The organism is Maricaulis maris, assembly GCF_003634045.1.
In the GTDB taxonomy this organism is placed as follows: domain Bacteria; phylum Pseudomonadota; class Alphaproteobacteria; order Caulobacterales; family Maricaulaceae; genus Maricaulis; species Maricaulis maris.
Genome location: NZ_RBIM01000005.1, coordinates 85583 through 111559, shown reverse-complemented (window position 1 = coordinate 111559; position 25977 = coordinate 85583). Strand labels below are relative to the sequence as shown.

General features: G+C 64.9%; 24 protein-coding genes. 15 read left to right on the top strand and 9 right to left on the bottom strand.

The window, feature by feature from the left end; genetic code table 11:
- Nucleotides 1-80: 80 nt before the first annotated feature.
- The 5 genes from aroA (at nt 81) to C7435_RS11320 (ending at nt 5168) form a co-directional block, all read left to right on the top strand.
- Nucleotides 81-1424 (top strand): 3-phosphoshikimate 1-carboxyvinyltransferase, encoded by a 1344-nt coding sequence (gene aroA / locus C7435_RS11340; RefSeq protein ID WP_121211600.1) that lies wholly within the window; start codon nt 81-83, stop codon nt 1422-1424.
- A complete protein-coding gene (gene cmk / locus C7435_RS11335) occupies nt 1421-2047 on the top strand; it encodes a (d)CMP kinase (protein ID WP_075191441.1) in 627 nt (208 codons plus the stop codon). The genes aroA and cmk overlap by 4 nt, the downstream gene beginning before the upstream one ends.
- Nucleotides 2048-2178: 131 nt before the next feature.
- Complete coding sequence (gene rpsA, locus C7435_RS11330) at nt 2179-3930, top strand: 30S ribosomal protein S1 (protein WP_304441960.1); 1752 nt, start codon at nt 2179-2181, stop codon at nt 3928-3930.
- A 139-nt stretch (nt 3931-4069) separates the two neighbouring features.
- Nucleotides 4070-4375, top strand: coding sequence for an integration host factor subunit beta (locus C7435_RS11325; protein WP_075191443.1), 306 nt, complete (start codon nt 4070-4072; stop codon nt 4373-4375).
- 88 nt (nt 4376-4463) lie between these two features.
- Nucleotides 4464-5168, top strand: a complete 705-nt coding sequence (locus C7435_RS11320; protein ID WP_233350761.1) for a putative metalloprotease CJM1_0395 family protein — start codon at nt 4464-4466, stop codon at nt 5166-5168.
- Nucleotides 5169-5171: 3 nt separating this feature from the next.
- Here the strand turns inward: C7435_RS11320 and C7435_RS17165 are convergent, their stop codons facing one another.
- On the bottom strand, nt 5172-5324 hold the full coding sequence (locus C7435_RS17165) for a hypothetical protein (RefSeq protein ID WP_170150447.1): 153 nt from the start codon (nt 5322-5324) through the stop codon (nt 5172-5174).
- Between the two features lie 91 nt (nt 5325-5415).
- Between C7435_RS17165 and C7435_RS11315 the strand changes: the two genes are divergently transcribed.
- The 9 genes from C7435_RS11315 (at nt 5416) to C7435_RS11275 (ending at nt 12776) form a co-directional block, all read left to right on the top strand.
- On the top strand, nt 5416-6372 hold the full coding sequence (locus tag C7435_RS11315) for a LysR substrate-binding domain-containing protein (RefSeq protein WP_121211597.1): 957 nt from the start codon (nt 5416-5418) through the stop codon (nt 6370-6372).
- Between the two features lie 290 nt (nt 6373-6662).
- Nucleotides 6663-7298, top strand: coding sequence for a phosphoribosylanthranilate isomerase (locus C7435_RS11310; RefSeq protein ID WP_121211595.1), 636 nt, complete (start codon nt 6663-6665; stop codon nt 7296-7298).
- A 28-nt stretch (nt 7299-7326) separates the two neighbouring features.
- Complete coding sequence (gene trpB, locus C7435_RS11305) at nt 7327-8559, top strand: tryptophan synthase subunit beta (protein ID WP_121211593.1); 1233 nt, start codon at nt 7327-7329, stop codon at nt 8557-8559.
- Between the two features lie 58 nt (nt 8560-8617).
- Complete coding sequence (locus C7435_RS17395) at nt 8618-8902, top strand: BrnT family toxin (protein ID WP_075191448.1); 285 nt, start codon at nt 8618-8620, stop codon at nt 8900-8902.
- A complete protein-coding gene (locus C7435_RS11295; protein WP_075191449.1) occupies nt 8874-9158 on the top strand; it encodes a BrnA antitoxin family protein in 285 nt (94 codons plus the stop codon). Before C7435_RS17395 ends, C7435_RS11295 begins: the two co-directional genes overlap by 29 nt.
- 103 nt (nt 9159-9261) lie before the next feature.
- A complete protein-coding gene (locus C7435_RS16975) occupies nt 9262-9681 on the top strand; it encodes a hypothetical protein (protein ID WP_147422684.1) in 420 nt (139 codons plus the stop codon).
- 7 nt (nt 9682-9688) lie between these two features.
- Nucleotides 9689-10483 carry a tryptophan synthase subunit alpha gene (trpA, locus tag C7435_RS11285; RefSeq protein WP_121211589.1) on the top strand — a complete coding sequence of 265 codons (795 nt, stop codon included), beginning with the start codon at nt 9689-9691 and terminating at the stop codon, nt 10481-10483.
- Nucleotides 10484-10543: 60 nt separating this feature from the next.
- Nucleotides 10544-11458: an acetyl-CoA carboxylase, carboxyltransferase subunit beta gene (gene accD, locus C7435_RS11280; protein WP_170150466.1), complete on the top strand. Its 915-nt coding sequence runs from the start codon at nt 10544-10546 to the stop codon at nt 11456-11458.
- Entirely contained in the window at nt 11454-12776 is a 1323-nt protein-coding gene (locus C7435_RS11275) for a bifunctional folylpolyglutamate synthase/dihydrofolate synthase (protein ID WP_170150465.1), read from the top strand. Before accD ends, C7435_RS11275 begins: the two co-directional genes overlap by 5 nt.
- An 88-nt stretch (nt 12777-12864) precedes the next feature.
- Here C7435_RS11275 and trxA read toward each other — a convergent pair whose 3' ends face one another.
- The 6 genes from trxA to tsaE all read right to left on the bottom strand — a co-directional run bounded on the left by trxA (nt 12865) and on the right by tsaE (nt 22143).
- Complete coding sequence (gene trxA / locus C7435_RS11270; RefSeq protein WP_075191454.1) at nt 12865-13185, bottom strand: thioredoxin TrxA; 321 nt, start codon at nt 13183-13185, stop codon at nt 12865-12867.
- A gap of 80 nt (nt 13186-13265) precedes the next feature.
- Nucleotides 13266-16817: a double-strand break repair helicase AddA gene (gene addA / locus C7435_RS11265; RefSeq protein ID WP_121211586.1), complete on the bottom strand. Its 3552-nt coding sequence runs from the start codon at nt 16815-16817 to the stop codon at nt 13266-13268.
- Nucleotides 16814-19858 carry a double-strand break repair protein AddB gene (gene addB, locus C7435_RS11260; RefSeq protein WP_121211584.1) on the bottom strand — a complete coding sequence of 1015 codons (3045 nt, stop codon included), beginning with the start codon at nt 19856-19858 and terminating at the stop codon, nt 16814-16816. Before addB ends, addA begins: the two co-directional genes overlap by 4 nt.
- A 2-nt stretch (nt 19859-19860) precedes the next feature.
- On the bottom strand, nt 19861-20583 hold the full coding sequence (locus tag C7435_RS11255) for a nucleotidyltransferase family protein (protein WP_121211582.1): 723 nt from the start codon (nt 20581-20583) through the stop codon (nt 19861-19863).
- Nucleotides 20580-21680: an aminoglycoside phosphotransferase family protein gene (locus tag C7435_RS11250; protein ID WP_233350758.1), complete on the bottom strand. Its 1101-nt coding sequence runs from the start codon at nt 21678-21680 to the stop codon at nt 20580-20582. Before C7435_RS11250 ends, C7435_RS11255 begins: the two co-directional genes overlap by 4 nt.
- A complete protein-coding gene (gene tsaE, locus C7435_RS11245; RefSeq protein WP_075191459.1) occupies nt 21667-22143 on the bottom strand; it encodes a tRNA (adenosine(37)-N6)-threonylcarbamoyltransferase complex ATPase subunit type 1 TsaE in 477 nt (158 codons plus the stop codon). Before tsaE ends, C7435_RS11250 begins: the two co-directional genes overlap by 14 nt.
- A gap of 103 nt (nt 22144-22246) precedes the next feature.
- Between tsaE and C7435_RS11240 the strand changes: the two genes are divergently transcribed.
- Nucleotides 22247-22567 (top strand): 2Fe-2S iron-sulfur cluster-binding protein, encoded by a 321-nt coding sequence (locus C7435_RS11240; RefSeq protein ID WP_075191460.1) that lies wholly within the window; start codon nt 22247-22249, stop codon nt 22565-22567.
- Nucleotides 22568-22616: 49 nt separating this feature from the next.
- Here C7435_RS11240 and C7435_RS11235 read toward each other — a convergent pair whose 3' ends face one another.
- Together C7435_RS11235 and C7435_RS11230 are read right to left on the bottom strand one after the other, a co-directional pair.
- Nucleotides 22617-25106 (bottom strand): sensor histidine kinase, encoded by a 2490-nt coding sequence (locus C7435_RS11235; RefSeq protein WP_121211580.1) that lies wholly within the window; start codon nt 25104-25106, stop codon nt 22617-22619.
- A gap of 269 nt (nt 25107-25375) precedes the next feature.
- Entirely contained in the window at nt 25376-25822 is a 447-nt protein-coding gene (locus C7435_RS11230; RefSeq protein WP_121211578.1) for an energy transducer TonB, read from the bottom strand.
- Between the last annotated feature and the right edge of the window lie 155 nt (nt 25823-25977).

The following is a 25977-nucleotide window of genomic DNA, read 5'->3' as shown; positions in this document are numbered from 1 at the left end:
GCGGGACCCGTTGCCACGATCACCGCGCTCTGTCAAAACCTCATCGCCGTCATGTCACCTCAAACCTTGCCAATCCGTTGATGACCCCTATTTCTTCGCGCCCCGCGGGCGCCATGCGGGCAAAGCCTGCAACGACGCTGTCCGGAACCATCAAAGCCCCGGGAGACAAGTCGATTTCGCATCGCGCCTTCATTCTGGGCGGGCTGGCAAACGGCGTCACCGAAATCACCGGATTGCTCGAAAGTGATGATGTCATAAATTCCGGACGGGCAGCAGCTGCACTCGGCGCGACGGTCATGCATCTCGGCCCGGGACGCTGGCAAGTGATCGGCACGGGCGGGCGATTCCAGACCCCGGCCGAGGCCCTCGATTTCGGCAATGCCGGGACCGGCGTCCGCCTGATGATGGGCGCAGTGGCCGGAACCGGTGCCAGCGCCGAATTCATCGGCGATGAAAGCCTGTCGTCGCGTCCGATGCGACGGGTCACCGATCCGCTCGGCGAGATGGGGGCCCGCTTCTCGACGACTGACGGGCGACTTCCGGCACAGCTGGATGGCGGCCCGCTCAAGGCAATCCGCTACACCCCACCGATCGCCTCGGCCCAGGTGAAGTCGGCCGTCCTGCTGGCGGCCCTGGGCGCGAGCGGCACCACCATTGTGCACGAGCCGCAGATCACCCGCGATCACACCGAAACCATGCTCAGGGCGTTTGGCGTCGCGCTGGATGTTGTTCGCGACGGTGCCGCTACCACGGTCTCACTGACCGGCCCGCAAACCCTGACCGCCTGCCCGGTCGACGTGCCCGGCGACCCCTCCTCCTCAGCATTTGCCATCGTCGCGGCACTGATCGTGCCCGGCTCGGACATCACGCTGGAAGGCGTGATGGACAATCCCGCCCGCACCGGGCTGATCGACACGCTGCGCGAGATGGGCGCCGACATCACGCTGACCTCCGGCCCCGACATGGCCGGCGAGAAAACGATGCATATCCGTGTCCGCCACAGCCGGCTCTCCGGCATCACCGTGCCGGCCGAACGGGCGCCTTCGATGATCGATGAATATCCCGTATTGTGCGTTGCTGCCGCCTTTGCTGATGGCGTCACCCACATGCCGGGACTGGAAGAATTGCGCGCCAAGGAGAGCGATCGTCTTGCCGGCAGCGCCGCACTGCTGCGCGCCAATGGTGTTCCGGTCGAAGAGGGCGAGGACAGCCTGGCCGTCACCGGCCTGGGTATCGGCGGCGTGCCCGGCGGCGGCACAACGCTGACCCACCATGATCACCGCCTGGCAATGAGCGGGCTGGTGATCGGCCTTGGCGCCCAGACACCGTCATCGGTCGACGATGTGGCCATGATCGCGACCAGCTATCCCGACTTTTTCACCCATGTCGAAACCCTCGGCGGCACCTTGGAACCGATCGCATGATCATCGCGGTCGATGGTCCCATGGCGTCCGGAAAGGGCACAATTGCCCGTGCCCTGGCGGCGCGGTTCGGCCTGCCCCATCTCGACACCGGCTCACTCTACCGGGCGACCGGGGTGGCGGTGCTGGATGCCGGCATCGATCCGTCGGACGAACAAGCCTGCGCCAGGGCGGCGCGTTCGTTGAAGATCGCGGAAATCGACGAGGTCCGCATCCGGACCGCCGAAGCCGGTGCCATGGCGTCGCGCATCGCGGTCCTCACCGGTGTTCGCAATGCGCTTTTCGAGCTGCAACGTGATTTCGCCACCCAGCCGGGCGGCGCTGTCCTCGACGGCCGCGATATCGGCACCGTGATCTGCCCGGACGCCGACGTGAAACTTTATGTGACCGCCGATAGCAGCACCCGCGCCAGGCGGCGCTGGGAGGAACTGACAGCCTGTGGCGAGACGATCAGTCTCGGCGAAATGCTCGCCCAGACCCGCGAACGGGACCGGCGCGATGCCGAACGGGCCGACGCCCCGATGCGCCCCGCCGACGACGCGACCTTGCTAGACACGTCATCCTTGAGTATAGACGCGGCCGTTGCCCAAGCCGTCTCAATTGTGGAAAAGCGCCAAAAGGCGTGATCCTGTCGATAGCAAGGCAGCAGATAGCCGGGTGTTCTGACGACGGATACCGTGACCCTGCAGGCCACGGACCCGTTGCGGGCGCCCACAATGTTCAAATTCCAACCGGCCGAACCCGGCCAAGCGACGAGATACACACGACCAGATCGAACCTCGTCGCATCGGAGCAACCCTTTAACATGTCTACAGAATCTCTTACCCCGTCGACCGATGATTTCGCCGCCATGCTGGAAGCCAGCCTGGCTGGGCGCGATCTGGCTGAAGGCCAGGTCATCAAGGGCACCGTAACCGCAGTCGAAAATGGCGATGTGGTTGTCGATGTCGGCCTCAAGACCGAAGGCCGTATCCCGCTGCGCGAATTCACCGGCCCGGGTTCTGAAACCCCCAAAGTGGGTGACCATGTCGAGGTTTACCTCGAGCGCATCGAAAACGCCCTCGGCGACGCCATCCTTTCGCGCGACAAAGCACGCCGCGAAGAGAGCTGGGATCGTCTTGAGAAGTCCTTCGACAAGAAGGACCCGGTCAATGGTGCCATCGTCGGTCGCGTCAAGGGTGGTTTCACTGTGGATCTGGGTGGCGCTTCCGCCTTCCTGCCGGGTTCCCAGGTTGATATCCGTCCGGTCCGCGATGTCGGCCCGCTGATGAACCAGGAACAGCCGTTCGCGATCCTGAAAATGGACCGTCCGCGCGGCAATATCGTGGTCTCGCGCCGCGCCGTTCTGGAAGAAAGCCGTGCCGAGCAGCGCGCTGAACTCGTCGGCCAGCTGGCCGAGGGCGAAGCCCGCGACGGCGTCGTCAAGAACATCACCGATTACGGTGCCTTCGTTGACCTTGGCGGCATTGACGGCCTGCTGCACGTCACCGACATGTCGTGGAGCCGCGTCGGCCACCCGTCTGAAGTGGTGGAAGTCGGCCAGACGGTCAAAGTCCAGATCATCAAGATCAACAAGGAAACCCAGCGCATCTCGCTCGGCATGAAGCAACTCATGTCCGATCCGTGGGAAGGCGTCGCTGCGAAATACCCGGTGGGTGCGACCTTCGAAGGCCGCGTCACCAATATCGCGGAATACGGTGCCTTTGTGGAACTGGAAGAGGGCGTTGAAGGCCTCGTCCACGTCTCCGAAATGTCCTGGACCAAGAAGAACGTCCACCCGGGCAAGATCCTGTCGACCTCCCAGGAAGTCCAGGTCATGGTCCTCGATGTCGACGCCGACAAGCGCCGCATCTCGCTGGGCGTCAAGCAGACCCAGCGCAATCCGTGGGAAGTCTTCGCCGAGAACTTCCCGTCCGGTACCGCCATCCAGGGCGAGATCAAGAACATCACCGAATTCGGTCTGTTCGTTGGCCTTGAAGGCGATATCGACGGCATGGTCCACCTCTCCGACATCTCCTGGGATCAGTCGGGCGAGCAAGCCATTGAAGGCTTCAAGAAGGGCGACATGGTTGACGCCAAGGTTCTCGATGTCGACGTCGAGAAGGAACGCGTCTCCCTGGGCATCAAGCAGCTGGCCGGTGATCCGATGGATTCATCCGGCGTTGGCCGCGGCGACACCGTGACCTGCACCGTCACGGAAGTGACGTCGGGCGGCATCGAAGTGTCCTTCGGCGATGACAGCCCGGTCAAAGCCTTCATCCGCAAGTCCGACCTGTCCCGCGATCGCGGCGAGCAGCGTCCGGAACGTTTTGCGGTCGGCGAAAAGGTCGATGCCCGCATCACCAATATCGACAAGGGCACGCGCCGCATCTCGCTTTCCATCAAGGCACTCGAGATCTCCGAAGAGCGTGAAGCTGTCGAGCAGTATGGTTCCTCGGATGCCGGCGCGTCGCTGGGTGACATCCTCGGCGCCGCCCTGCGCGAGAACGAAGACAAGTCCGACAGCTAGGATTTGTCTTGCCCTACGGGTCATGAAGAACGGCCGGAGCCCACGCTCCGGCCGTTTTTTATTGACCAATATTATCGGTGTGGATTGACGGCGCGGACGCCAGACGTAAGAATTCGATATTCACTCGCGGAGGGTTAGCATGATCAAGTCGGAATTGATCGACAAATTGGCCGAGGCCAATCCCCATCTTTATCACCGCGATGTGGAGCGCGTCGTCAATACCATCCTCGATGGTGTCACTGACGCCTTGGCTGAGGGAGACCGTGTCGAGCTTCGCGGGTTTGGTGCCTTTTCGGTTCGCCACCGTCCCTCCCGGGTCGGTCGCAACCCGCGCACCGGCGAAAGTGTCGCGGTAAAGGAAAAGCACGTTCCCTTCTTCAAGACCGGCAAGGAATTGCGCGAACGCGTCGATGCCTCGCGCGAGAGCAATCCCGAAATCGCCTGACGGAAATCGCCTGGCAGGACTGGCATCCGCGGGCGTTTTACCGATTCCCTTTACGAGCGTTTAATGCGCCTCCGCGATGATCGCGGGGATGATCGCGTCTTCTGTGTCCTCTGTCGTCTCGACCCCGGCCATTGCCCGGGCCGCAAGGACGATTGCCACCGAGCAAACCAACCGGCTGACGGCCTGCGGGTCGTGCGGCAGTGCGGCTTGCGGTGGCTGTAGCGGCGGCGCCAAGGCAAAGGCCCCAGACGCGCTGTCCGACAATGAGCGCAAACAGGTCGACGCGCTGAAGGCGCGTGATCGCGAAGTCCGGGCTCATGAACGGGCACACCAGGCCGTCGGCGGGCAATATGCCGGCGCCGCCAGCTACACCTTCCAGAAAGGCCCGGACGGCCGCTCTTACGCCGTCGGCGGCGAAGTCCCCATCGATGCCAGCGAGATCCGGGGCGACCCGCAGGCCACGATCGACAAGATGCAGCAGGTCAAGGCCGCCGCGCTGGCGCCGGTCGAACCCTCGGGCCAGGATCGCAAAGTCGCCGCGCTGGCCGACTCCAAGATCGCCCAAGCGCGCGCCGAGCTCAGTCGCCAACGCGGCGAAGCAGGCGGTGAGGGCGAGACCGCAGCGCCTGGGGAGAAGCTGCAACCCTCGCTGAACCAGCAGATCGCGGAAATGCGACAGGCTGATACGCAATCGGCAACGTCATCGGCATCAACGGCGCCGACCGACCTCACCGCCTATGCGGCCAATGCCTATCGGCATCAGGCATCGGCCGTATTCAGGGGGCAGGTCTGAGCGTCAGACCTTGCGGTTCCAATCGGCATGGCCGTCCAGCCAGGCAAAGCGTCGAACCATCCAGCCCAACCAGTCGCGGCGCCCTGAATGCCGCGGAATGACCGCGCTCACGAGCCGTGGCTCAGTTGTTTCAATCATCAATTCGGTCAATGTCATGGCCGCCTCCGTCTCAAGCGATGACTTGATATAGGGACCATATCGTGGCAGTGACCAACGCGTTCTCAGGGGTCTGACATAAGTAGTACTGATGAGTAACCCGGCAAATCTCCCACCGATCAATGCCATCCGCGTCTTCGAGACGGCGGCCCGGCTGGGCAATTTTACGCGCACCGGCGAGACCCTCGGCATGACCCAGGCCGCCGTCAGCTATCAGGTCAAGCAGCTGGAAGACCGGCTCGGCTTTGCCCTGTTCGAACGCAAGGCCCGCCATGTCGAACTGACCCCGCGCGGCGCCCGGCTGGCGCGCGGCACTTCGGATGCTTTCCGCTTGCTGGAGCGCACCTTCCGTGATGTCCGCGAGGATCGCGACAGCGTGCTCTCGGTCACCGCCCTGCCCACTTTCTGCTCGAACTGGCTGGTCCCGCGCATCGGCGCTTTCCAGCTTGAGAACCCGCAATTGGCCGTGCGTATCGACAGCCGCTCCGACCTGGTCGACATCAAGGCCGGCGAGGCCGATATCGGCATCCGCATCGGCAAGGGCGAATGGCCGGGCCTCGAGGCCCGCCGCCTGTTCGGTGACACCACGGCGCCACTGGTCTCGCGGGCGGCCGCCGAGCGTTTTGGTCCCTTCAATCAGCCAGAAGACCTTTTGAAACTGCGCCTGTTTGGCCCGATGGGCTGGTGGCGGGCCTGGTTCACCCTGGCCGGTGGCGACGCGTCACGCCTGCCCGAACGCCCCGCGCTCGAACTGGAAACCCAGACCATGGAAGTCTCCGCCGCGATCGCTTCGGGCGATGCCGCGACCATGGTCTCGCCAATCTATTTCGCCGAGCAGATCGCGTCAGGCGCCCTGGTCGCGCCCTTCCACGCCGAGCTCGACCAGGACGATGCCCATTACATGGTCTTCGATCCGACCCGCGCGCGAGAACCCAAGATCAAGGCCTTCATCGCCTGGATGCTGTTCCAGCCCATGGCGTTCTGCCTCAACCGCTCCGAACCGGCTTTCCCCGAGGCGGGGAAGGCGGTGGTGAATGGTCAGCCCTGAGAGATATGCCGGCTGAGGCCCGATCATCGCGCGAAGCACGTACGTCGCCTTAAAGCCCTTGCCGGGAGACAGCCGTATCGGGCTCTTGAGCTCAAGGGCATGCCCGCGAAGCGGCGCCGACGGCGCCCTTGACCTCAAGAGCCCGATGCGGCCCGCTGGCTGCCATGGGATTTATGGGTCAACCTGCGCGTCGCGCAGAATTCTGGTCATGCCCCCCCTTGGGACGGGTGCCCTGGCCTCGCTTCACAGAAGACTTCCCCCGCGCCCTTGAAACCGCTAACGCTCCGCCCATGACCGATATCAAGTTCTGCGGATTGAAAACCGGACGGGATGTCGCGGCGGCCGAACGGGCCGGAGCGCGCTGGACAGGGTATGTGATTTTCCCGAAAAGCCCGCGGCATGTCTCGCCCGCTCTGGCCGGAGAGCTGTGTCACCTGACCCAATCGAGCGAGACCGTGGCCGTGACCGTCAATCCGGATGACGACCTGCTGGCCCAGATTCGCGACGCCATGCGGCCGGACTGGGTCCAACTGCACGGCTCGGAAAGTCCGCAACGCGTCATCCAGGCCCGGGCTTATGCAAAGCGAGGCATTATCAAGGCCTTGCCGGTGGCCGAAGCCAGCGATCTGGCGGCGGCCAAAGCCTATGACCGTGTCGCCGACATGTTGCTTTTTGATGCCAAACCGCCGGCCGGTGCCGATCGGCCGGGCGGGCTGGGTCATGGCTATGATTATGCTTTGCTGAAATCGCTGCAGATTTCCGTGCCATGGCTCTTGTCCGGCGGGCTTGATGTCACCAATGTCTGCGCCGCTGTCGCGGCTGCCGGAGCCGGGGCGGTGGATGTCTCCTCCGGTATCGAAAGCGCGCCCGGCATCAAGGACGCGGCGCGCATTGCCGACTTCGCGGCTGCCCTGGCAGCCTGCTGAGTCCCCTTCCAGCGCACAGGAGCGTGCCATGAGCGAAACCGTCTCTGCCGACACACGACCGAATGCGCTGTCGGCCTGGCCCGACCTGGACGGCCGCTTTGGCAATTATGGCGGTCGTTTCGTTGCCGAAACGCTGATGCCGAACATTCTCGAATTGGAAAAAGCCTATGAGGCGGCCAAGCTCGACCCGGCCTTCAGGGCCGAGATGGACTTGTTCCTGAAGGATTATGTCGGCAAGCCCAGCCCGATCTATTTCGCCGAACGGCTGACCGAAGATTTCGGCGGCGCCAAGATCTGGTTCAAGCGCGACGAGCTGAACCATACCGGCAGCCACAAGATCAATAATTGCCTCGGTCAGGTCTTGCTGGCCCGTCGCATGGGCAAGACCCGTATCATCGCCGAGACCGGCGCCGGCCAGCATGGTGTGGCGACGGCGACCGTGGCGGCACGCTTCGGCATTCCCTGCACTGTCTTCATGGGCGCCACCGATGTCGAGCGGCAGGCGCCGAACGTCTTCCGCATGAAACTGCTCGGCGCCGAAGTGATCCCGGTGACCGCCGGCACCGGCACGCTGAAGGACGCCATGAATGAGGCGCTGCGGGACTGGGTGACCAATGTATCAGACACTTTCTACGTCATCGGCACGGTCGCCGGCCCGCACCCCTATCCGGCCATGGTCCGCGACTTCCAGTCGATCATCGGCCGCGAGGCCCGGGCCCAGATGATGGACCGACTGGGCCGCCTCCCGGACGCCTGTGTGGCTTGCATTGGGGGTGGCTCGAACGCGATGGGGCTATTCCATCCCTTCATCGAGGATGAGGAGGTTCGCCTGATCGGCGTCGAGGCCGCCGGCCATGGCGTCGAGACCGGCAAGCATGCCGCCTCGCTGAAAGGCGGCCGCCCGGGCATCCTGCACGGCAATAAGACCTATCTCCTGCAGGATGATGACGGCCAGATCATCGACGCCCACTCGATTTCTGCCGGCCTCGACTATCCCGGCATCGGCCCGGAGCACGCCTTCCTGCACGACATGAAACGCGCCGAATACGTCTCCGCCACTGATGAGGAAGCGATGGAGATGTTCCAGCTCTGCACCAAGCTGGAAGGCATCATCCCGGCGCTGGAGCCCAGCCACGCCCTCGCCCGCGTCCGCGATCTCGCAAATGAGCTGGGCCCCGACGGCGTCATCCTGATGAATATGTGCGGCCGCGGCGACAAGGACGTGCCGCAAGTGGCGCGCATGCTGGGGGTGGAGCTGTAGCCAGGGCCACATTCTACAGCGCGGTTGATTGTAGTGACATTTGTAGTTACAATCAACCCTGTTCGAATGGGACGAGGCGAAGAACGCGGCGAATATCGCCAAACACAAGCTGAGCTTCCAGGAAGCCATCCAGGCTTTTGACGGACCGGTTTTCACAATCGTCGATGACCGGATGGACTATGGCGAACTTCGCGAAATATCGATCGGACTCATCAAAAGCCGCGCCATCGTCGCCATCGTTCATACTGACAGGCAGGGCCGCACACGCCTCATCTCGGCAAGGCGGGCCAACAAGAAAGAAAGGGCGCTCTATCATGGCCACTATCCGCAAGAAGCTCAGTGACATCCATGTCTCCGAAGCACGGATCGCCGAGATTGAGAACATGCCCGACGAGGACATCGACTATTCCGACATCCCCGAGTTGGACGAGGCATGGTTCGCTAGAGCCGAGTTTCGCATGCCTGTAACGAAAAAACAGGTCACCTTGCGCCTTGACGACGACATCATTGCCTTCTTCAAGGAGAGCGGAAAAGGCTATCAGACGCGCATGAATGCCGTGCTGCGAGCCTTTGTGGATGCGAAGAAGAAGCAGGCTTGAGTGCTATCGTGAAGACGCTATCAGCCAAGACACCCGGGCCTAAAATCGGCCGCGATGAAAAGGGCATGCCGAACAAGACGCGGCGGCTGGGCGCGGAACAGTGATGATTCGACGGATCCTGACCTGCTTGGCACTCGCCGCAGCCTTGCCCGCATGCGCGTCCAATGGCTTTTACGAACTCGCGCCGTCTCGCGACAACGCGGATGAAGCCATTGCGATGGCGCAGGACCACAGGGGGAGTTTGGCACTCTCCCTGAGCACGGGCGAACGAATGATGATGAACCAGCCGTATCGCGAAGCCGATACCATCTGCGGCACAGTCTATGAGCGGTCCTCGAACACCGGAGATGACGGCCCGCGAAACGAGTGTGTGGGCTTGGCTGAGGTTCAACAAATTCGCGTCTTTGGCTCGCGTGTCAGCTTGGAAGGCGCCGCCAACAATGTCGGCGCTTTGGCGCTTTTCCCGCTGTATGGACTGATATTGCTGGGCTGTGTGGCCGGCGACTGCGACCCCGAGAATTGAGACAAGAATGACCAACCGCCTCACCACCCGTTTCGCGGAGCTCTCCGCCTATAATCGTGCCGGATTTGTCGCCTATATGATGGCCGGCGATGGTGACAGTCAGGGCTTGTTGAATGCGCTGCCCGCGGCTGGCGCCGATGTGATCGAGCTGGGCATGCCCTTTACCGATCCGGCGGCCGACGGCCCGGCCATCCAGGCCTCGGCGCTGCGGGCGCTGGAGGCGGGGATGACGCTGAACGGCACGCTCGCCCAGGCGACCGAGTTCCGCAAACAGGACAAGACCACGCCGCTGGTCCTGATGGGCTATGCCAATCCGATCTTCTCGATGGGCTGGGAAGCCTTTGCCAAGGCCGCTGCCAAGGCTGGCGTTGACGGGCTGATCTGTGTCGACGTGCCACCGGAGGAAGACGACGAACTGCGCACGGCGCTGACGAAACAAGGCATTGCCTTGATCCGCCTGGCCACCCCGACCACCGATGATGACCGTCTGGCGACCGTGGTCGCCAATACGGCGGGCTTCGTCTATTACGTTTCGACGACAGGGGTGACCGGGGCCGGAACCGGCGTTGTCACCGAAGTGGGTGCCGCTGTCGACCGGGTCAAGGCCGCGTCCGGCCTGCCGGTTGCGGTGGGATTTGGCGTTCGCGAGCCGGAACAGGCCGAAGCGATCGCCAAGCGGGCCGATGCTGTCGTGGTCGGATCGGCCATTGTCGACGCCATGCATGCGGGCGGTGTCGACGGGGCGACCGGCCTGGTGAAACGACTGGCCGCAGCGGTGCATGCCGCACGGCGCCAGGGCTGACGGATAGGCCGTCGGGCCGCAAAGGGTACGGAAGACGCAATGACCGAGAAGTCGAACGGAATGAGCTGGCTGTCGAAGATCACGCCGCCGGGCATGTCGAAGATTTTTTCCAAACGCGACACGCCGGACAATCTCTGGGTCAAATGCCCGATTTCCGAGGAAATGGTCTTCCACAAGGACCTGGAAGCCGGCCTGTTCGTGACCCCGGCGGGTCATCACATGCGCATCGCACCGGCCTACCGTTTCCAGTTCACCTTCGACGGCGATTACACCGAAATCGACACGCCGGAAGTGGTCAAGGACCCGCTCAAATTCCGCGACGACAAACCCTATACGACGAAACTCGCCGCTGCCCGCAAGAAGACCGGCCGCGACGACGCGATGGCGATCGCCACCGGTTCGATCGGCGGCCTGGACGCTGTCGTCCTGGTCCAGAATTTCGCCTTCATGGGTGGCTCGCTCGGCATGGCGGCCGGCGAGAGCTTCATCAAGGCGGCCGAGACGGCTCTGGCCCAAAAGGCACCGCTGATCGTGTTCACCGCTGCAGGCGGCGCCCGCATGCAGGAAGGCGCCCTGTCGCTGATGCAGATGCCGCGCACCACGCTGGCCGTGGAAATGCTGCGCGAAGCCGGCCTGCCCTATATCGTCGTCTTGACCGACCCGACGACCGGCGGCGTCACTGCCTCCTACGCCATGCTGGGTGATGTCCATATTGCCGAGCCGGGCGCCCTGATCGGTTTTGCCGGTCCGCGCGTGATCGAGCAGACCATCCGGGAAAAGCTGCCGGAAGGCTTTCAGCGGGCCGAATACCTGCTGGAAAAGGGCATGGTCGACAAAGTCGTGCATCGCGCCGACATTCCCGCTACACTGGCCCGCATGCTGAGGGTCATGATGAAAAAGCCGGGCACCTCCATTCCTGCCGCATTGACGCCCCCGCCGCCCGATCACGTGGTGACCGACGGGGGGAGCCATTAGCACGCGTCGACAAGCCCTCGACGACGCGCTGGCGCGCCTCGCGCGCCTGCATCCCCGGAAAATTGACCTCTCCCTGGGCCGTCTGCAACGGCTCCTGGCGGCGCTTGGCTCGCCGCAGGAGCAATTGCCACCAACCATCCATGTCGCCGGTACCAACGGCAAAGGCTCGACCTGCGCCTTCCTCGCCGAAATGGCGCGGGCCAAGGGCGAACGGGTGCATATCTACACCTCGCCGCATCTGGTCAATTTCAACGAACGCATCCTGCTCGATTCAAAACCGGTCGATGATCGCACCCTGATCGAGGCTTTCGCCCGCTGCGAAGCGGCCAATTTCGGTGAGCCGATCACCTTTTTCGAGATCACCACCGCCGCCGCCTTCCTGCTCTTCTCCGAGCATCCGGCTGACCGCTTGATCCTCGAAGTCGGCATGGGTGGCCGGCTGGACGCGACCAATGTGATCGCCAAACCGGCCCTGACCGTGATCACGCCGGTCAGCCTCGACCACCAGGAATTTCTCGGCGAGGAACTGGCCGGCATCGCCCGCACAAAGGCCGGTATCTGCAAATTCGGCGTCCCTGCCGTGGTCGCCAACCAGTGCGATATCGCCGAAGCGGCCATTCTCGATGAAGCCCAGAAAATCGGCGCCCCGACCTATGTCTGGGGTCGCGATTACAACGCCTATATGCAGCACGGTCGGCTGGTGTTCGAAAACGACAGCCAGGTCTGGGACCTGCCAGCGCCCGGCCTGCTCGGACCGCACCAGATCCTCAATGCCGGCGCCGCCGCTGCTTGCGCGGCGATGCTGCAATGGCCCGAAGAGGCCGTCGCCAAAGGCATTGGCGATGCCCGCTGGCCGGGTCGCCTGCAACGGGTCTCAACCGGTCCGATCGGCGATATTGCCCGCAAGGCGGACTCCGAACTCTGGCTCGACAGTGGCCACAATGAAGCCGCCGCGAAGGCCCTCTCCCACGCGCTCGCCGACATGGACGAACGCGAGGACCGGCCGCTTGTCATCATAGCCGGCTTCACACCCGGAAAAGATGTTGAGGCCTGGTGCAGCCAGTTCGCCGGCCTTGCCCGCCGCCTGATCGCGGTCGAGTTCAAATCCGGACGCGGCGGATCACAATCCGCTGCCGAGGTCGCCGCAGCCAGCAATCGGGCCGGTCTTGAAGCAACGACTGCGACAGGCCTGCTGCCGGCGATGAAGAATGCGATCAAGGAACGCCCCTCGCCGCGCATCCTGATCAGCGGTTCGCTCTACCTGGTCGGCGAAGCGCTGGCGCTCGGTGATGAACCGCCGCACATCACGCCGGGCTGACACCACCACACAAACGTTTGGCCGCAAAGAAAAAGCGGGCCTCCCACCGGGACGCCCGCCTTTCAATGTCGCGTGATCGTCAGGACGCTTACAGCGTTTCCTGAACCCACTCGGAAATCTTGCCCTTGGCCATGGCACCGATCTTGGTCGAGACGACCTGACCGTCCTTGAAGATCATCAGGGTCGGGATACCACGCACGCCGTACTTGCCCGGCGTCATCGGGTGATCGTCGATATTGACCTTGGCGACTGTCAGCGCGCCAGACATTTCTTCGGCAATCTCCTCGAGCGCCGGGGAGATTTGTTTGCACGGACCGCACCACTCAGCCCAGAAGTCCACAAGGACCGGGCCGCTGGCATTGATCACGTCACTCTCGAAGGATTCATCGCTGACCGCTTTGGTCGCCATGGGACACTCCTTTGTTGGGGCGAATCCGCGGGGGCGGACTCAACTGATGGCGCGTGAGGTAAGGAGGGCCGGCCCTCCCGTCAAGCCGCTCCCGCGTCGAAGATGTCGTCAAGAACCGCGTCCGGAAGCGGCATCAATCGCGCCGCATCGGTCCACAGAAGGGCGCAACGCACGGATTTTCCGGGATGAACCGCCCGCAGCAGGGCGCGGTAGGTCGCCATTTGGCCGAGATATACTTTCGCCACTGCAGCAACCTCGCTGGGTGGCGGACGGTTGGTCTTGTAGTCGATGATCAGGACCTCGTTATCGGTGACCACCAGCCGATCGACCTGGCCCCGGATGATGGTGCGATCCGGCAGGCCCGGCGCGTGACCGACGAGGGCGACCTCGGCCCGGCTGCCCGGTCCGAACAGCGGTGCGAAATCGGGATGGTCAAGAATGCCCAGGGTTTCGGTGATGATCTGCGCCCGATCCGCCTCGGCAATATCCGCCCGGACCGACAAGAAACGCTGCGCCGCCGCCTGGCGCCGATCCGGCGGCAGATCGGGCAGGGTCTGCAGCAGTTTGTGGATCACATCGCCGCGCCGGAACCGGTGTCCGCCCGGGTCAGCCAGGGGCGACCGGACGGCAGGCTCGTGCTCGTCATCGGCCAGCAGGCTCGACGGCGCAGCGCTGCGGATCATGCCCCCTTCTGCCGCCGCTGGGGCAATCGCCCAAGTCGGGATGTCCGACACACCAGTGCGCGCAAGATCGGCAGTGCCAAGCGCGGTCGGGGCGGGCCCGAAGCGCAGGCCCGGCGCGCAGCCATCGACAACCAGATTCACCGGCGTGTCGATCTCGGCCCAGGCTTCGCCCGTCCAGGCATCGGACAATTGTTGATACCAGCTGTCTTCGGAAATCTGGCCGAGATCACCATGACCCTGGCGCCAACCGCACACGATCAGGCGGTCCCGCGCCCGCGTCAGGGCGACATAGAGCAGGCGCCCATGCTCTGCGAGCTGCTTGTTGGTGGCCGTCTCTCGCAGACGCGCCACGACATCGGGATCCTCGGCCTTGCGTGGTGACCACAGCAAGCCGCATTCGGGATGGGCAAAGACCGGATCGGTCTTGCCTGTGACCGGGCTGCGCGTGGTGTCCGGCAGGATGATCACCGGCCGTTCCAGCCCCTTGGACGCATGCACCGTCATCACCTGGACTTCGTCACGGTCGGCGCTCATCTCGCGTTTGATCTGGGTGTCCTCACCCTCGACCCGGGCGATGAAACTGGCCAATGCCCCGCCTTCATCGCGCTCATGCTGCAAGGCCCGTTCGAGGAATTCCTGCAGCGGGTCGCGTGCCTCTTCGCCGAGGCGGGCATAGATCCGTGCCCAGCGGGTCTCACCGGTTGGCGTGCGATCATTGAGAAATCCGGTGAAAAGATCATAGAGCCGGGTCTTGTCGGCCTGGTCGCGCACGGCGGTCAGCGCGATACGGGCATCGGCGAAGCGCGGGTCCTCGCTGGTATAAAGCGCGTTCCACAATGTCCCGCGACGCTTGATGTCGGTCCGCGTGCGCGCGAGGTCGTAAAGCGCCTGCTCGTCAATGCCCGGCAAATCCGGATCCACCGGATCGAACAGGGGCGAGCGCAGCACTTCCGCCAGGGCCAGATCATCGCCCGATGTCATTGCAAACCGGCCAAGCGCCAGCAAATCCTTCACCGCCGTCTGATCGCGCAGCACCATGCGGTCAGCGCCGGCCACCGGCACGCCCTTGACCTTGAGCTGACGGATGACTTCCTCGAAGAAGCCGCCGGTGCGGCGCCAAACCAGGATCGCGATGTCGGCCGGTCGCACCGGACGCTGGCGGAATTTTCCGCCCCTTTCCTCCCACACCGCATCGCCGCGCGCGATCATGTCGGCGATCTCGCCCGCCACGGCTTGCGCCAGCACGTCGCGGGAGCTGCCACGGGCGCGCTGATCGACCGGATCGAAAATCGAGCTTTCCTCGAGCTTTTCCGGCTTTGGCACTGCAGGCCATATCTCGACACAGCCCGGCGTGCCGGAACGGGCCGCTCGGTGGCCCTGATAGCGCGCGAAAGGCAGGGCGCTAGCCCCCGCCAGGAATTTCACCTCCGGGGCCGGAATTTTCGCGGCAAAGGCTTGATCAACGGCAGCGAGAATTTCCGGCGCCGACCGAAAGGACACGTCCAGGCCCGGTCGCTCGAAGGGCAGCTCCACCGCAGCTGCCGACGCCGCGAGGTGATCGCCTTCGGCCAGGAAACGAGCCGGTTCGGCGCCCTGGAAGGAATAGATCGACTGTTTCTCGTCGCCGACCACGAACAGGGTCCGGTCCAGTTCGCTCGCCCCTTCACCGGCAAAGAATTCTGTCGTCAGGCCGCGGATCATGTCCCATTGCCGCGGCGCCGTGTCTTGGGCCTCGTCGATCAGCGCGTGGGCGAGCATGCCGTCGAGCTTGTAGCCGACCCAACCCGAGAACGGATTCTCCGGCGCCAGCAACAGGCCGGCAAGTCGGACAAGATCGTCAAAATCAAGCGCCCGCGCCTGTTCAAGCTCGGCGTCATAGGCCCGGACAAAACTGTCCGTGACCCGCAGCGCGACCGCGCTGGCCCGGGCCAGCGCGGCCCGCCCGATCATGCCGCGCACCGCCTCGAACCGCTCAGCCTCGGACTCCAGCAAGGCGATCACGTGCGGCAGGGCGTCGGCGATATCCTTGGTGGCCAGCTTGGCAACCCGCTTGCCGCGCCCCTTCTCGGTGAAGAAGAAGGCCAGAACCGTATCGAAAGCCAGGTCGGGGTCGGCCGCGGCCAGGGCCTGGCGCAGGATTTCGCCGCGTTTGGCGTCGGTCGGTTTGCCCTCATGGCACATGGCATGGGCGGCCGCCTCAAGCCCGGCGCGGGGCAGGTCAGCGACTGCGTCCGCTTTCAAGGCATCCGGATCAGCACCGGCTGGCAGGTCGAGTACCGGCCAGAGCTGGTCGCTGAGCGCATCGACGCCGCCCGCCCGCTGGATCTCGGTGGCGATGTCATGCCGGTTGGCACGGGCCCAGCGCAGGATGGTGTCAATCGCCTCGGGCCCGCCGGTTTCGATCAGCGTGTTGACCTCGTCCGGCGTCAGCGAGGCGAGCACGCGGCGGCGGGCCGCCTGCAGGGCGCGGCGGGCGGCGGCATCGTCCAGCGTTTCAAAGCCGGGCGGGGCACCGGCTTCCAGCGGGAAGCGGCGCAGCAGGTTTTCGCAGAAGGCATGGATGGTCTGGATCTTCAGCCCGCCCGGCGTTTCCAGCGCCTGGGCAAAGAGTTTGCGGGCCGTATTGGCCTCACCCGGCTTGAGCTCGCGGCCGAGCAGTTTTTCCAGTTCTTCGGCAAGCGCCGCGTCGGCGGTGACCGACCAATCGCCGAGCCGCTTGAACAGACGCTCCTTCATCTCCGCGGCGGCGGCCTTGGTATAAGTGACGCAGAGAATCGTTTCCGGCTTGTGGCCGGCGAGCAGGAGATTGATCACCCGATCGACCAAGACCCGCGTCTTGCCGGAACCGGCATTGGCCTCAACGAAAACGCTCGCCTCCGGTCGTGCCGCGCGCTGCTGCGCGGCCGTGGCGGCCTGTTTGATCTCGGGATCGAACCGGGCTTCGCTCATGTCTCTTCCCCCGACGTCTCGCCGGCGGCGGAGGCCCATTCGCCGCGCCGGGCGAGATGGTCGAAATCCCCGTAATCATTCATGTACTGAACCCGGATCTGGCTCTCATAGGCCATCGTTTCGTCATCGAAACGGGCGATCCAGCGGGTCAGGTCGGCGACCGCATTGCGGACGAATTCCGCCGCATCGGGCTGGCGGCCGCCATCAATTCTTTCCTCCTTGCCGCCACCGGCATTGCCCGACAGCGAGACATAGAAGAGGCCCGCCGGATCACCCGCCGCCAGTTCGGGGAAGACACCGGCCTGGGCCATGGCGGCGGTCAGCGGCAATTGCGGGTCAAAGCCGGCGACGATCGATTTGGGCGAAGCGCTGCGCCCGGTCTTGTAGTCGATAATGTCCAGGCGTCCATCCGGGTGGCGGTCGAACCGGTCGGAACGGCCGGTCAGCGTCCAGCTACCCGCCGGCCCGTCAAACGACATGGCGCCGGAAATCTCGACCTTGTCGAGGCATATGCCGCGCCCCCGGCGCCCCGTCTCCCACGCGATCAGCCACCGCGCCGCGCGCTCGAAACGGGCCCGTTCCAGCACCATCTCTTCCGGCCCGAACCCGGTGGCGGCGAGCTGTGTTTCGGCATGGGCGAGGAGTTGTGCCACGGCATCATCCGGCACTGTCTCACCCCAGCCGGGCACCACGGCCTCGAGCGCGTCGTGCAAAGCCGAACCCCGCTCCCGCGGACCCGGCGGCATGTCGGCCGGATCGAGGCGGCGCAGACCAAGGACATGGCGGGCATAGATGGCATAGGGGTCACGGACCCAGGTGCTGATCTCGGTGATCGACATCTTGCGGGGCCGCACCGCGACCGGCGGACGCGGTGCCGGGCGCGGAGCCGATTGCGGCGGTCGGCCCGGATCATCCAGCGCCCGCGCCAAGGCGGCATAGTCGCGGGCTGGCTGCAGCGCGGTCTCTGCCGCATCCCCCAGAGCGCCGCGCGCCAGCGTCTTGAGACGCCACAGCCAGCGCGAGGCGACCGTGGGCGCGCCTTCCGACTTTTCTGACCGCGTCATGACCACGCGCGGCGCCGCCGCCAATTGTGCAAAATCATGCGCCGCCAGGCCGTAGCGCCGTTCCGGGGCGCCAAGGCCGACCGAGCGCCGCATTCCCGCCGACAGCCAGGGGTCGGCACCGGGACCGGGTGGCCAGACCCCTTCATTGAGGCCTGCCAGGACAACCCGGTCGGCGGTGATCAGGCGCGCTTCCAAGGGACCAAGCACTTGCAGGCGGGGATGCACACCCAGGCGCGGCGCCACCCGGCGGGAGCGGCACATTTCGCCGAACGCCGCCGCATAATCGACGAGTCGCATCTCCGGCAGGCTTTCGCTTTCCTCCAGCAGCGAGCGCACCAGGCCGGCCGCCGCTTCGCCGCCTTCACCGCCCCACAACGCGTCGGCACCCCTTCCTGTCCCGTCTTCGGCCAAGGCCTCGGCGGCCTCGGCATGCGCTCTCGCCCAGACGGCGGCCGGGCGCCGTTCCTCACCCAGCAAGCCGGCAAAGGCCGTATCCAGACGGTCGAGAATGGCGTTGATCATGGCCCGGTCGTCATCGAACAATTTGACATGCTTGCCGTCGAGCCGGGCCCGTATCGCGGCGAGGTCCTGACCGGGCCGCGCGCCGCGCAGGGCTTCCGCCTCGAACTTGGCCAGCACGGTATGGGCCTGGCCGCGCCTGTGGCCTGCCCGGAACAGGGGTGAACCCCACAATGCGGTCAGGGCGATGACGCTGCCGCAATCGGTCGCCGCGTCGAGCAGGCGGGTGAGGAAGGCGCCCGCCGGCGTCTCGGCCAGGGCGGCGCCACCACTATCATCCAGACGCACGCCGAACCGCACCATTTCCGCCGACACCCGCCGCGCCAGCATCCGGTCCGGCGTGACCAGGATGGCGGTCTCGTCGGGATGCTCCAAGACTTCGCGCAACAAGAGGGCACAGACCCGTGCCTCGCTGATTTCGTCCGGCGTTTCGATCAGGCTCAACCCGTCCAGGCCGGCGGTAAAGAAGTCGGCGCCATATTGCGCTTCCAGCGTGGTGATCCGGCTGAGCCATTCGTCCGTCGTGTCAGCCGGCCGCAGCGCTTCCGCGATGATACGGCGACGCCGGGCCGCCGGTGCGGTCTCGGCCGCGCCAGGCCAGGCCCGCACAGCACTGCGCTCGACACCGACATCGCGCAGGAAGGTTTTCATCGCCCATTGCGGATGATCATCAGCGATCGAGGCCCAGCCGGTCTCATCGGCATCCCAGTCGAAACCGGGCAGCACGACCGCACCCTGCGGCAGGCTGGCGATCACCGACATCAAATCACGGGCCGCCGGGATCGAGCCGGTCGAACCGACTGCCAGAACCGGATGGTCCGGGGCCTGCCGGCTCCAGCGCGCCACCAGCTCATGCAGGACCAGCGAGCGGCGCCGGGCGGCATCGGTCAGGCCGAGTTCGTCCAGGCGGGCCGGCCAGATTCGTTGCACGATGTCGAGAAACTCAACCGCTTCGCGCCGGTCGGCCGGCAAATAGCTGGTCACCGCCTCCTGCAGGGCCGACAAGTCGCTGACATCCTCCGTCGCCAGATCATCGAGCAGGGCCGCGAGCGCATCGGCCAGCGACAACGCCCCGCCGACACCGATCGGACGCCCCAGCGCCGCCTCCTTGGCGAGGATGAGACGGGCCAGCTCATAGCGTCGACGCTCCGGCGAGATGGCCGGAGCCGCCAGACCGGCCAGCTCGCCCGGCTCAAACGGCGGATCATCGACATCAACATCCCCGATCGGACGGATCAGGGGCAGCAGCGCGACACCATTGCCAGCCAGATCGGCAAAGACATCCCCCAGCGCCTTCGCGGCCCGCCGCGTCGGGGTCAGGATGAGCAGGCGCGTCAGGGCGTCCGGATTGGCGGCGACATCGAATTCCTCGCGTAGCGTTGACGCGATGGCGCGCAGGAAATCCGCCTGTGGCGGGATGGTGAAGAGGCTGGGCCCGGACGTATCGAACAGGCGCATGCTCACCGTGTCGGCCGGGCCAGTCGCGCTTCAGCCTCGGCCAGGGCGCCAGGATCACCAACATGCATCCAGAAGGCCGGCAGTGTGGCGCCGTGCAGCCGACCCTTAGCAGCCAGCTCACGCCACACCTCCATCATCGAGAAACGGCTGACGCTGCGCCCGGCGAGCGCCCGCGGATGCAGGATCTGGACACCGGCATAGGCATAGGGCGCCCGGTCAGCCTCGCCGCGAAACCGGACCTGTCCGCCAGGGTCGAGAAAGGCATCGCCCGGCCCGTCAAAACCCAGCGTCGCGTCCATGGGCGCCAGGAGCAGCAAGGCGTCCATGCGCGCGCCATCCCAGGCGGCCCGCAAACCGTCCAGTGAGGCGGCACCCTCTTCTTCCCAGATCGCATCGATATTGGCGATGAAAACCGGGTCGCTGCCCAGTTCGGGCAGGGCCTTGACCACGCCGCCACCGGTTTCCAGCACCTCACCACGCTCGTCGGAAACCGTGATCCGGGGCGCGCCGGTGCGGGCGTCGAGATGCGCCTCCATCATGTCGGCGAAATGGTGGACATTGACGACGCAGTGCTCGACACCGCCGGCGGCAAACCGATCGAGCGCCCAGTCGAGCAGGGTCTTGCCTCCCACCTCGACCAAAGCCTTGGGGCGTTCATTGGTGATCGGCCGCATGCGCGTGCCCAGTCCGGCGGCCAGCGCCATGGCTTTTCGGATCGCGATCATTTGTGAGCTTCCGCGAAGACCTGGGGCGCGTTCGACTTGATCCACATGTGCAGCGGCATCAGGGCCGGGTGCTGCAGGTCGGCGACGAAATGGCGGGCCACGCGCGGCAAAAGATCAAGATAGCGCTGCTTGCCGTCACGCACCGCCAAGCGCACGAAAATGCCCAGGATCTTGGCATTGCGCTGGGCCCCGAGCACGGCATAGGCCGCGTCAAATCCCGCCACATCATCAATCCCGGCCTGGGCGACAAAGCGCGCTTTCAGCGGCACCGCCAGCTTGCGTTCAACATTGCGCCGCGCATCCTCGATCAGCGAGACAAGGTCATAGGCCGGATGGCCGATCACCGCGTCCTGGAAATCAAGCAGGCCAATCTCGCCCTCAGCCTCGCGGTCCGGCAGGTAGATCAGGTTTTCAGCGTGAAAATCGCGCAGGACCAAGCCTGGCGCGCAATGGTGCAAACGCTCGAAAGCCCGGCTCCAGATGGCCTGCCAGTCGGCGCGCGCGGACGCGCCAGGCGTCGCGCCTGCATGCTTGTCCAGGAACCAGTCCAGGAACAGGTCTGCCTCGGCCATCAGGGCGGTGTCGTCATAGGCCAGCAGCGGCCAGGACTGGCCGTCACGCTCGACCGCCGCTGGCAGGCTGGAGCGATAGATCGCCGCCAGAACATCAACCGCCTTGGCGTAGAGTGTGCCCTCGTGCAGATCACCTGGCAGCAAGCGCGCGAACAGGTCATCGCCGAGGTCTTCCAGCAGCAGGAAGCCGGCCTCGATATCGCTGGCGAGAATGCGCGGCGCCGAGAAACCACGCTCGCACAAGGCATCGGCCAGCCCGGCAAAGGCCACCAGATTGGCGCCGGCGAGGCGGGCCACGGCGTTATAGCCGAGCGCGCGGCGTTCTTCCGGATCGGCATCAGGCGGGCAGGCCGGCGCTTCCGCAGCGGCCGGCGCATCCATCAGCATGGCCCGCGCCTCGCCGCGTTCAAGACGGATATAGCGCCGCGTCGAGGCATCGCCGGGCAAAGGACGGTGTTTCGCATCCCCCCATCCGGCTTGGTTGAGAAAGGCGGCGATGGCCGCGTCCCGATCAGATATCGTCAAGGCGTGTCTCCCACTCCCCGAACCCTGTTAAGCCCGCCCGGCGCGGCCTGTCCATGGAATCGCCGGCGCTATCCCCGAGCATTTCCAGATCCAGCTCCAGCCGGTCATCCGGCGCTTGGCCGAATAACCGGTCCGGCCACTCGACCAGCATGATCGCATCGCCGAACGCGTCATCAAGGCCCAGCTCGTCGAGCTCGCTGGCGTCCTCGATCCGGTAAAGATCCGCATGCCACAGCTCGCCGCCGGACCAGTCATAGGTCTGGATCAGGGTATAGGTCGGGCTGGGCGCGTCATCGACGCCGCACAGGGTCTGGATGATGGTGCGTGCGAAAGTGGTCTTGCCGGCACCGAGATCACCGGTCAGGAAGACGGTATCACCAGCCCGGAGCACGCGCGCAAGGCGGAGCGCCAAGGCTTGTGTCGCTGCCAGATCAGGCAAGGAAACAGAGTTCGAATTCCCCATGGACTGCGCTTAGCGAAGCCCGTCGGCATCGGCAAGCGGTGAGGCTGAATCTTGACTCCCCCGTGAACGCTGTTCATGTGCAAGGGACCCAACGGAGACTGGCATGCCGAAGATCACTTATATTGAGCACAATGGAACCGAACACAGCCTTGAGGTCGCCACCGGGCTGACCGTGATGGAAGGCGCCGTGCGCAATCTGGTCCCCGGCATCGACGCCGATTGCGGTGGCGCCTGTGCCTGCGCCACCTGCCATGTCTATGTCGACCCGGCCTGGGCCGAGAAGACCGGCGCGCGCGAGGCGATGGAAGACTCGATGCTCGACTTTGCCGAGGAGGTCCAGGAGACCTCGCGCCTGTCCTGCCAGATCAAGGTCACCGACGAACTCGACGGCCTGATCGTCCGGATGCCGCAAAACCAGGGCTGAACCTGGACGTGTCCGGCAGGACGCACGATTTCACGACAGGTTGAAACGCCTATTCGACGCGGGCCCGGTCACCGGCCAGGCGCGTTGCCGGGCGGCTGGCGAAATCCAGTTCCGGTGGCACGGCGGCGCTGCGCGGCTCGATCGGCAGGTGGCAGGACACCAGCGTGCCCTGCTTGGGTTCGGACTGAAGCTCGACCCAGCCGCCATGCAGCTCGGCGATCTCCTTGACCAATGACAGACCAAGCCCGGCACCGCCGCGCTCGCCACGCGAGAAGCGGTCGAACACGCTGGCCTGTTTCTCCGGCGCGATGCCCTCGCCATCATCCTTGACCCACAGCGTCACATCCTCGCCATTGCGGCGGGCGCCGATCGTCACCGCGCCGCCGGTGGCGACATGGCGGATGGCGTTGGAGAGCAGATTCATCGACACCTGCTTGAGACGATTGCGGTCGGCCCGCAGCAGGCCGAGTCCGTCTTCGACATCGACATCCAGCTTGATCGCATGATGGTCGGCACGGGCTGCGACAAGTTCCGCCGCCTCGCGGGCAACATCGCCGAGATCAACATCACCAAGCTCGAGTTCGAGCTGGCCGGCATCAATCGCGGCGACATCGAGAATATCGTCGATCAGCTTGGCGAGATGCGCCGCAGCCGACTGGATCGCCGACATAGGCTCCTTCTGACGGTCGGACAGTTCACCGGCAAAACCCTGGGCCAGCATGTCGGCATAACCGCCAATCGTGGTCAGCGGCGTACGCAGTTGATAGCTCACATGCTCGACGAATTCGGTCTTGATGCGCTCGGAGGTCTCCAGCGCCTCGGCCCGCTCGCGCAGCGCTTCCTCGATACGGCGACTGTCGGTGACATCATCCCAGCAGATCAAGGTCGCACCATCGGGCAGCGGGCGTGTGAGATAGGTCAGGACGCGGCCGTCCGAGCGCCGCATCTCGCCAGTGACCTGTTTGCGCGCCTGCGGGCTCGGATCGGTGACGCGGGCCTTGATATCGGTCCACACACGATCATCCGTGAACAACGCGGCGCAGGTCTCGGAGACCGCGTCGAAGTCCGGCTGCCCGTCGAGCTCGTCGGCTTCAAATCCCCACAAGTCCTCGAAAGCGGAATTGTTGAGCTGGAGACGGCCATTGGCGCCAAACACGGCGACCGCTTCGTGCAGCTTGTCGAGCGTGGCCCGTTGGACATTGATCAGCGTGTTGTAGCGGGCGCGCAGGGCCAGCTCGTCGGTCTTGTCCTCGAAGATAAGCATGAGCCCGCCCAGCGGGTGACGCTGGCGGGCGATGCGCAGCGTGCGGCCATCGGGCAGCGGCCACAGCTCGTCCGGCGTTTCCTCGTTCGGCGGCGCGTCATAGCGCGCCAGTTCCTCGGCTTTCCAGGCACCGAAATCGGCCTGTTCGGGCAGCAAACGCTTTTCCCGCATCCGGTCGAGGAATTGCGCGTGGCCGGGGCGATCATTGAGCCAGGCATCATCCAGCTTGAACAGGTTGGAGAAGGCCTTGTTGTGGAAGTTCAGACGCTTGGAACGGTCAAAGACAACGACGGCCTCGGCCATATGGTTGAGCGTGTCATCATGGGCGCGGCGAAAGCGCGCCAGTGCCGCCTTGGCTTCCTCGCCATCGGTGACATCCAGCGCAAAGCCGGCAGCGCCGCCCGAGACCGGGAAGACGAGGAATTTGAGACCGCGTCGGGCACCGTCGATCACGACGACCCGCATCTCCTCCACCGGCTCGCCAGCCGCGGTCGCGCGCGAGGCCAGTTCTGTCATTCCGGGGTCGAGCAGGGTCTGCTTGTCGAGCATGACGTCGACACTGTCGCCTTCGACGGCCTTCACATAGGCTTGGTTGGCCCATTCGATCCGACCGCTGGCATTCATCCGCCAGGCCGGAACCGGAGCGCGGCCGAGCATGTCGAGGAAGGCAAGCGGGTCCTTGGAGACCAGGCGACGCGCCTCCTCGATCCGGCCCCGTGCACCGGATTCCTCGAGTCCGCGGATCGTCGCATCGGACAGCCAGACCACCAGCTGGGTTCCGGCCGCACGGCCATCAACTTCCAGGAAGCGGCCGCTCGGACCGAGAATGGTCAGCGAGAAGGGCTGTCCCTTCTGGCTGAGATCGAGAAAACGGCGACGCAGGGTGGTTTCCTCGCCCCCCGCCGAGCGCGCTTCATAATCCGCCAGGCCTTCCATCAGGATACCGGCAGGGTTGGGGCCGTCACTGGCCTCGGCAAAACGCAGCAATGAGGCCAGCGCGACCGAGGATCCGAAAATGCGCGGTGCGCCCCAGCTGGCATCGCTCTCGTCAAACGGCGGCTGATCCCAGACCAGGACCAGGCCGGGATGGGCCCCGAACACGCTGTCGGCGCGGGCAATCTTGTCTTCGAGTTCCGCCAGCCGGCGGCGCCAGATGAGCTGGGCGCCGCGCGCACCGGAGGTCAGGCGGAAGGCCCAGATACCCACGGCGAGCGCGAAGGCCACGGCGCCGACGGTGACGATGAGAGTCACGATCTGAAATGTCTGTCCGGTCATCAATGTCGCCCTGGGTGCGGACCCGCCCCCATCACTTGCGGCCCTCACGAATCACCATGATACCGGGGCACGGACTCGCGGGCGATGCCCGGCCCGGTAAAATTCCTAATAAGTTATATACCCTGCCGCACCGAACCGGGGAAAATTCGGAAGCTGGGAGACCGCAGACCGACGGGATCGCCTTGTTGATGCGCCAGGCCGCCCGCGCCGGTCGGGCCGGAGCCGCAGCAAGGCCTCACTGTAACGGGATGTGGATAGTTGCGCCGCGCTCAGCGGATATGGACTTCGCCGGCCCGGAATTCGAACATCACGACGCAGTTCTCGAGGATGTCGACACCGTCAAGCGGCGCAAACTGCCAGTTCGAGACGGCCCGCTCGGTCGCCCGGTTGAACGGCCCGTCGGGCACGGCGCGGTGCACGCGTGCGCGGTGCACACTGCCGTCGGAATAGACGTGAAACCGGACCACGACCCAGCCCTGACGACCGCGGTCCCAAGCCCGTGCCGGATAATCGGGGACACTTGCCGAAACCGCCGCCAGCGTCGAACCGCGACAATCCTCCGGCCCCATCATCCGCTCGACATTGGGCGGTACCGGCAATTCATCGCGCGGAATGAACGGCCCGCGTCCGGGACGCGGCACGCCCGGCAGGTCCAGCGTGGGAATTCCGCCGCAGGCGGTCAGGACAAGGCAGAGGCAAATGACAAGGCTTCGCATGGCGGCAAGCTAGCGGCTCGCCTGCCCCGGCGGAAGCATCCATTCAGCGCGCCCTGGCGGAACGGATGTTGAACATTTCTTAAAGAATGTCGGAAGCCCGTTCTATTTCCGGCATCAAACTTGTAGAGTTGACGGGAAATGGGTGAGGGGCCTGC

Excerpts from the sequence above, each read along its gene's own strand:
- addA (WP_121211586.1), bottom strand. The coding sequence starts at position 16,817 with ATGAGCGAAGCCCGGTTCGATCCCGAGATCAAACAGGCCGCCACGGCC.
- cmk (WP_075191441.1), top strand. The coding sequence starts at position 1,421 with ATGATCATCGCGGTCGATGGTCCCATGGCGTCCGGAAAGGGCACAATT.
- C7435_RS16975 (WP_147422684.1), top strand. The coding sequence starts at position 9,262 with ATGATTCGACGGATCCTGACCTGCTTGGCACTCGCCGCAGCCTTGCCC.
- C7435_RS11240 (WP_075191460.1), top strand. The coding sequence starts at position 22,247 with ATGCCGAAGATCACTTATATTGAGCACAATGGAACCGAACACAGCCTT.
- accD (WP_170150466.1), top strand. The coding sequence starts at position 10,544 with ATGAGCTGGCTGTCGAAGATCACGCCGCCGGGCATGTCGAAGATTTTT.
- C7435_RS11320 (WP_233350761.1), top strand. The coding sequence starts at position 4,464 with ATGATCGCGTCTTCTGTGTCCTCTGTCGTCTCGACCCCGGCCATTGCC.
- tsaE (WP_075191459.1), bottom strand. The coding sequence starts at position 22,143 with ATGGGGAATTCGAACTCTGTTTCCTTGCCTGATCTGGCAGCGACACAA.
- addB (WP_121211584.1), bottom strand. The coding sequence starts at position 19,858 with ATGCGCCTGTTCGATACGTCCGGGCCCAGCCTCTTCACCATCCCGCCA.
- C7435_RS11315 (WP_121211597.1), top strand. The coding sequence starts at position 5,416 with ATGAGTAACCCGGCAAATCTCCCACCGATCAATGCCATCCGCGTCTTC.
- trpA (WP_121211589.1), top strand. The coding sequence starts at position 9,689 with ATGACCAACCGCCTCACCACCCGTTTCGCGGAGCTCTCCGCCTATAAT.
- trxA (WP_075191454.1), bottom strand. The coding sequence starts at position 13,185 with ATGGCGACCAAAGCGGTCAGCGATGAATCCTTCGAGAGTGACGTGATC.
- C7435_RS11235 (WP_121211580.1), bottom strand. The coding sequence starts at position 25,106 with ATGACCGGACAGACATTTCAGATCGTGACTCTCATCGTCACCGTCGGC.
- C7435_RS11310 (WP_121211595.1), top strand. The coding sequence starts at position 6,663 with ATGACCGATATCAAGTTCTGCGGATTGAAAACCGGACGGGATGTCGCG.
- C7435_RS11295 (WP_075191449.1), top strand. The coding sequence starts at position 8,874 with ATGGCCACTATCCGCAAGAAGCTCAGTGACATCCATGTCTCCGAAGCA.
- C7435_RS11255 (WP_121211582.1), bottom strand. The coding sequence starts at position 20,583 with ATGATCGCGATCCGAAAAGCCATGGCGCTGGCCGCCGGACTGGGCACG.
- trpB (WP_121211593.1), top strand. The coding sequence starts at position 7,327 with ATGAGCGAAACCGTCTCTGCCGACACACGACCGAATGCGCTGTCGGCC.
- C7435_RS11325 (WP_075191443.1), top strand. The coding sequence starts at position 4,070 with ATGATCAAGTCGGAATTGATCGACAAATTGGCCGAGGCCAATCCCCAT.
- C7435_RS11230 (WP_121211578.1), bottom strand. The coding sequence starts at position 25,822 with ATGCGAAGCCTTGTCATTTGCCTCTGCCTTGTCCTGACCGCCTGCGGC.
- C7435_RS17165 (WP_170150447.1), bottom strand. The coding sequence starts at position 5,324 with ATGACATTGACCGAATTGATGATTGAAACAACTGAGCCACGGCTCGTG.
- aroA (WP_121211600.1), top strand. The coding sequence starts at position 81 with ATGACCCCTATTTCTTCGCGCCCCGCGGGCGCCATGCGGGCAAAGCCT.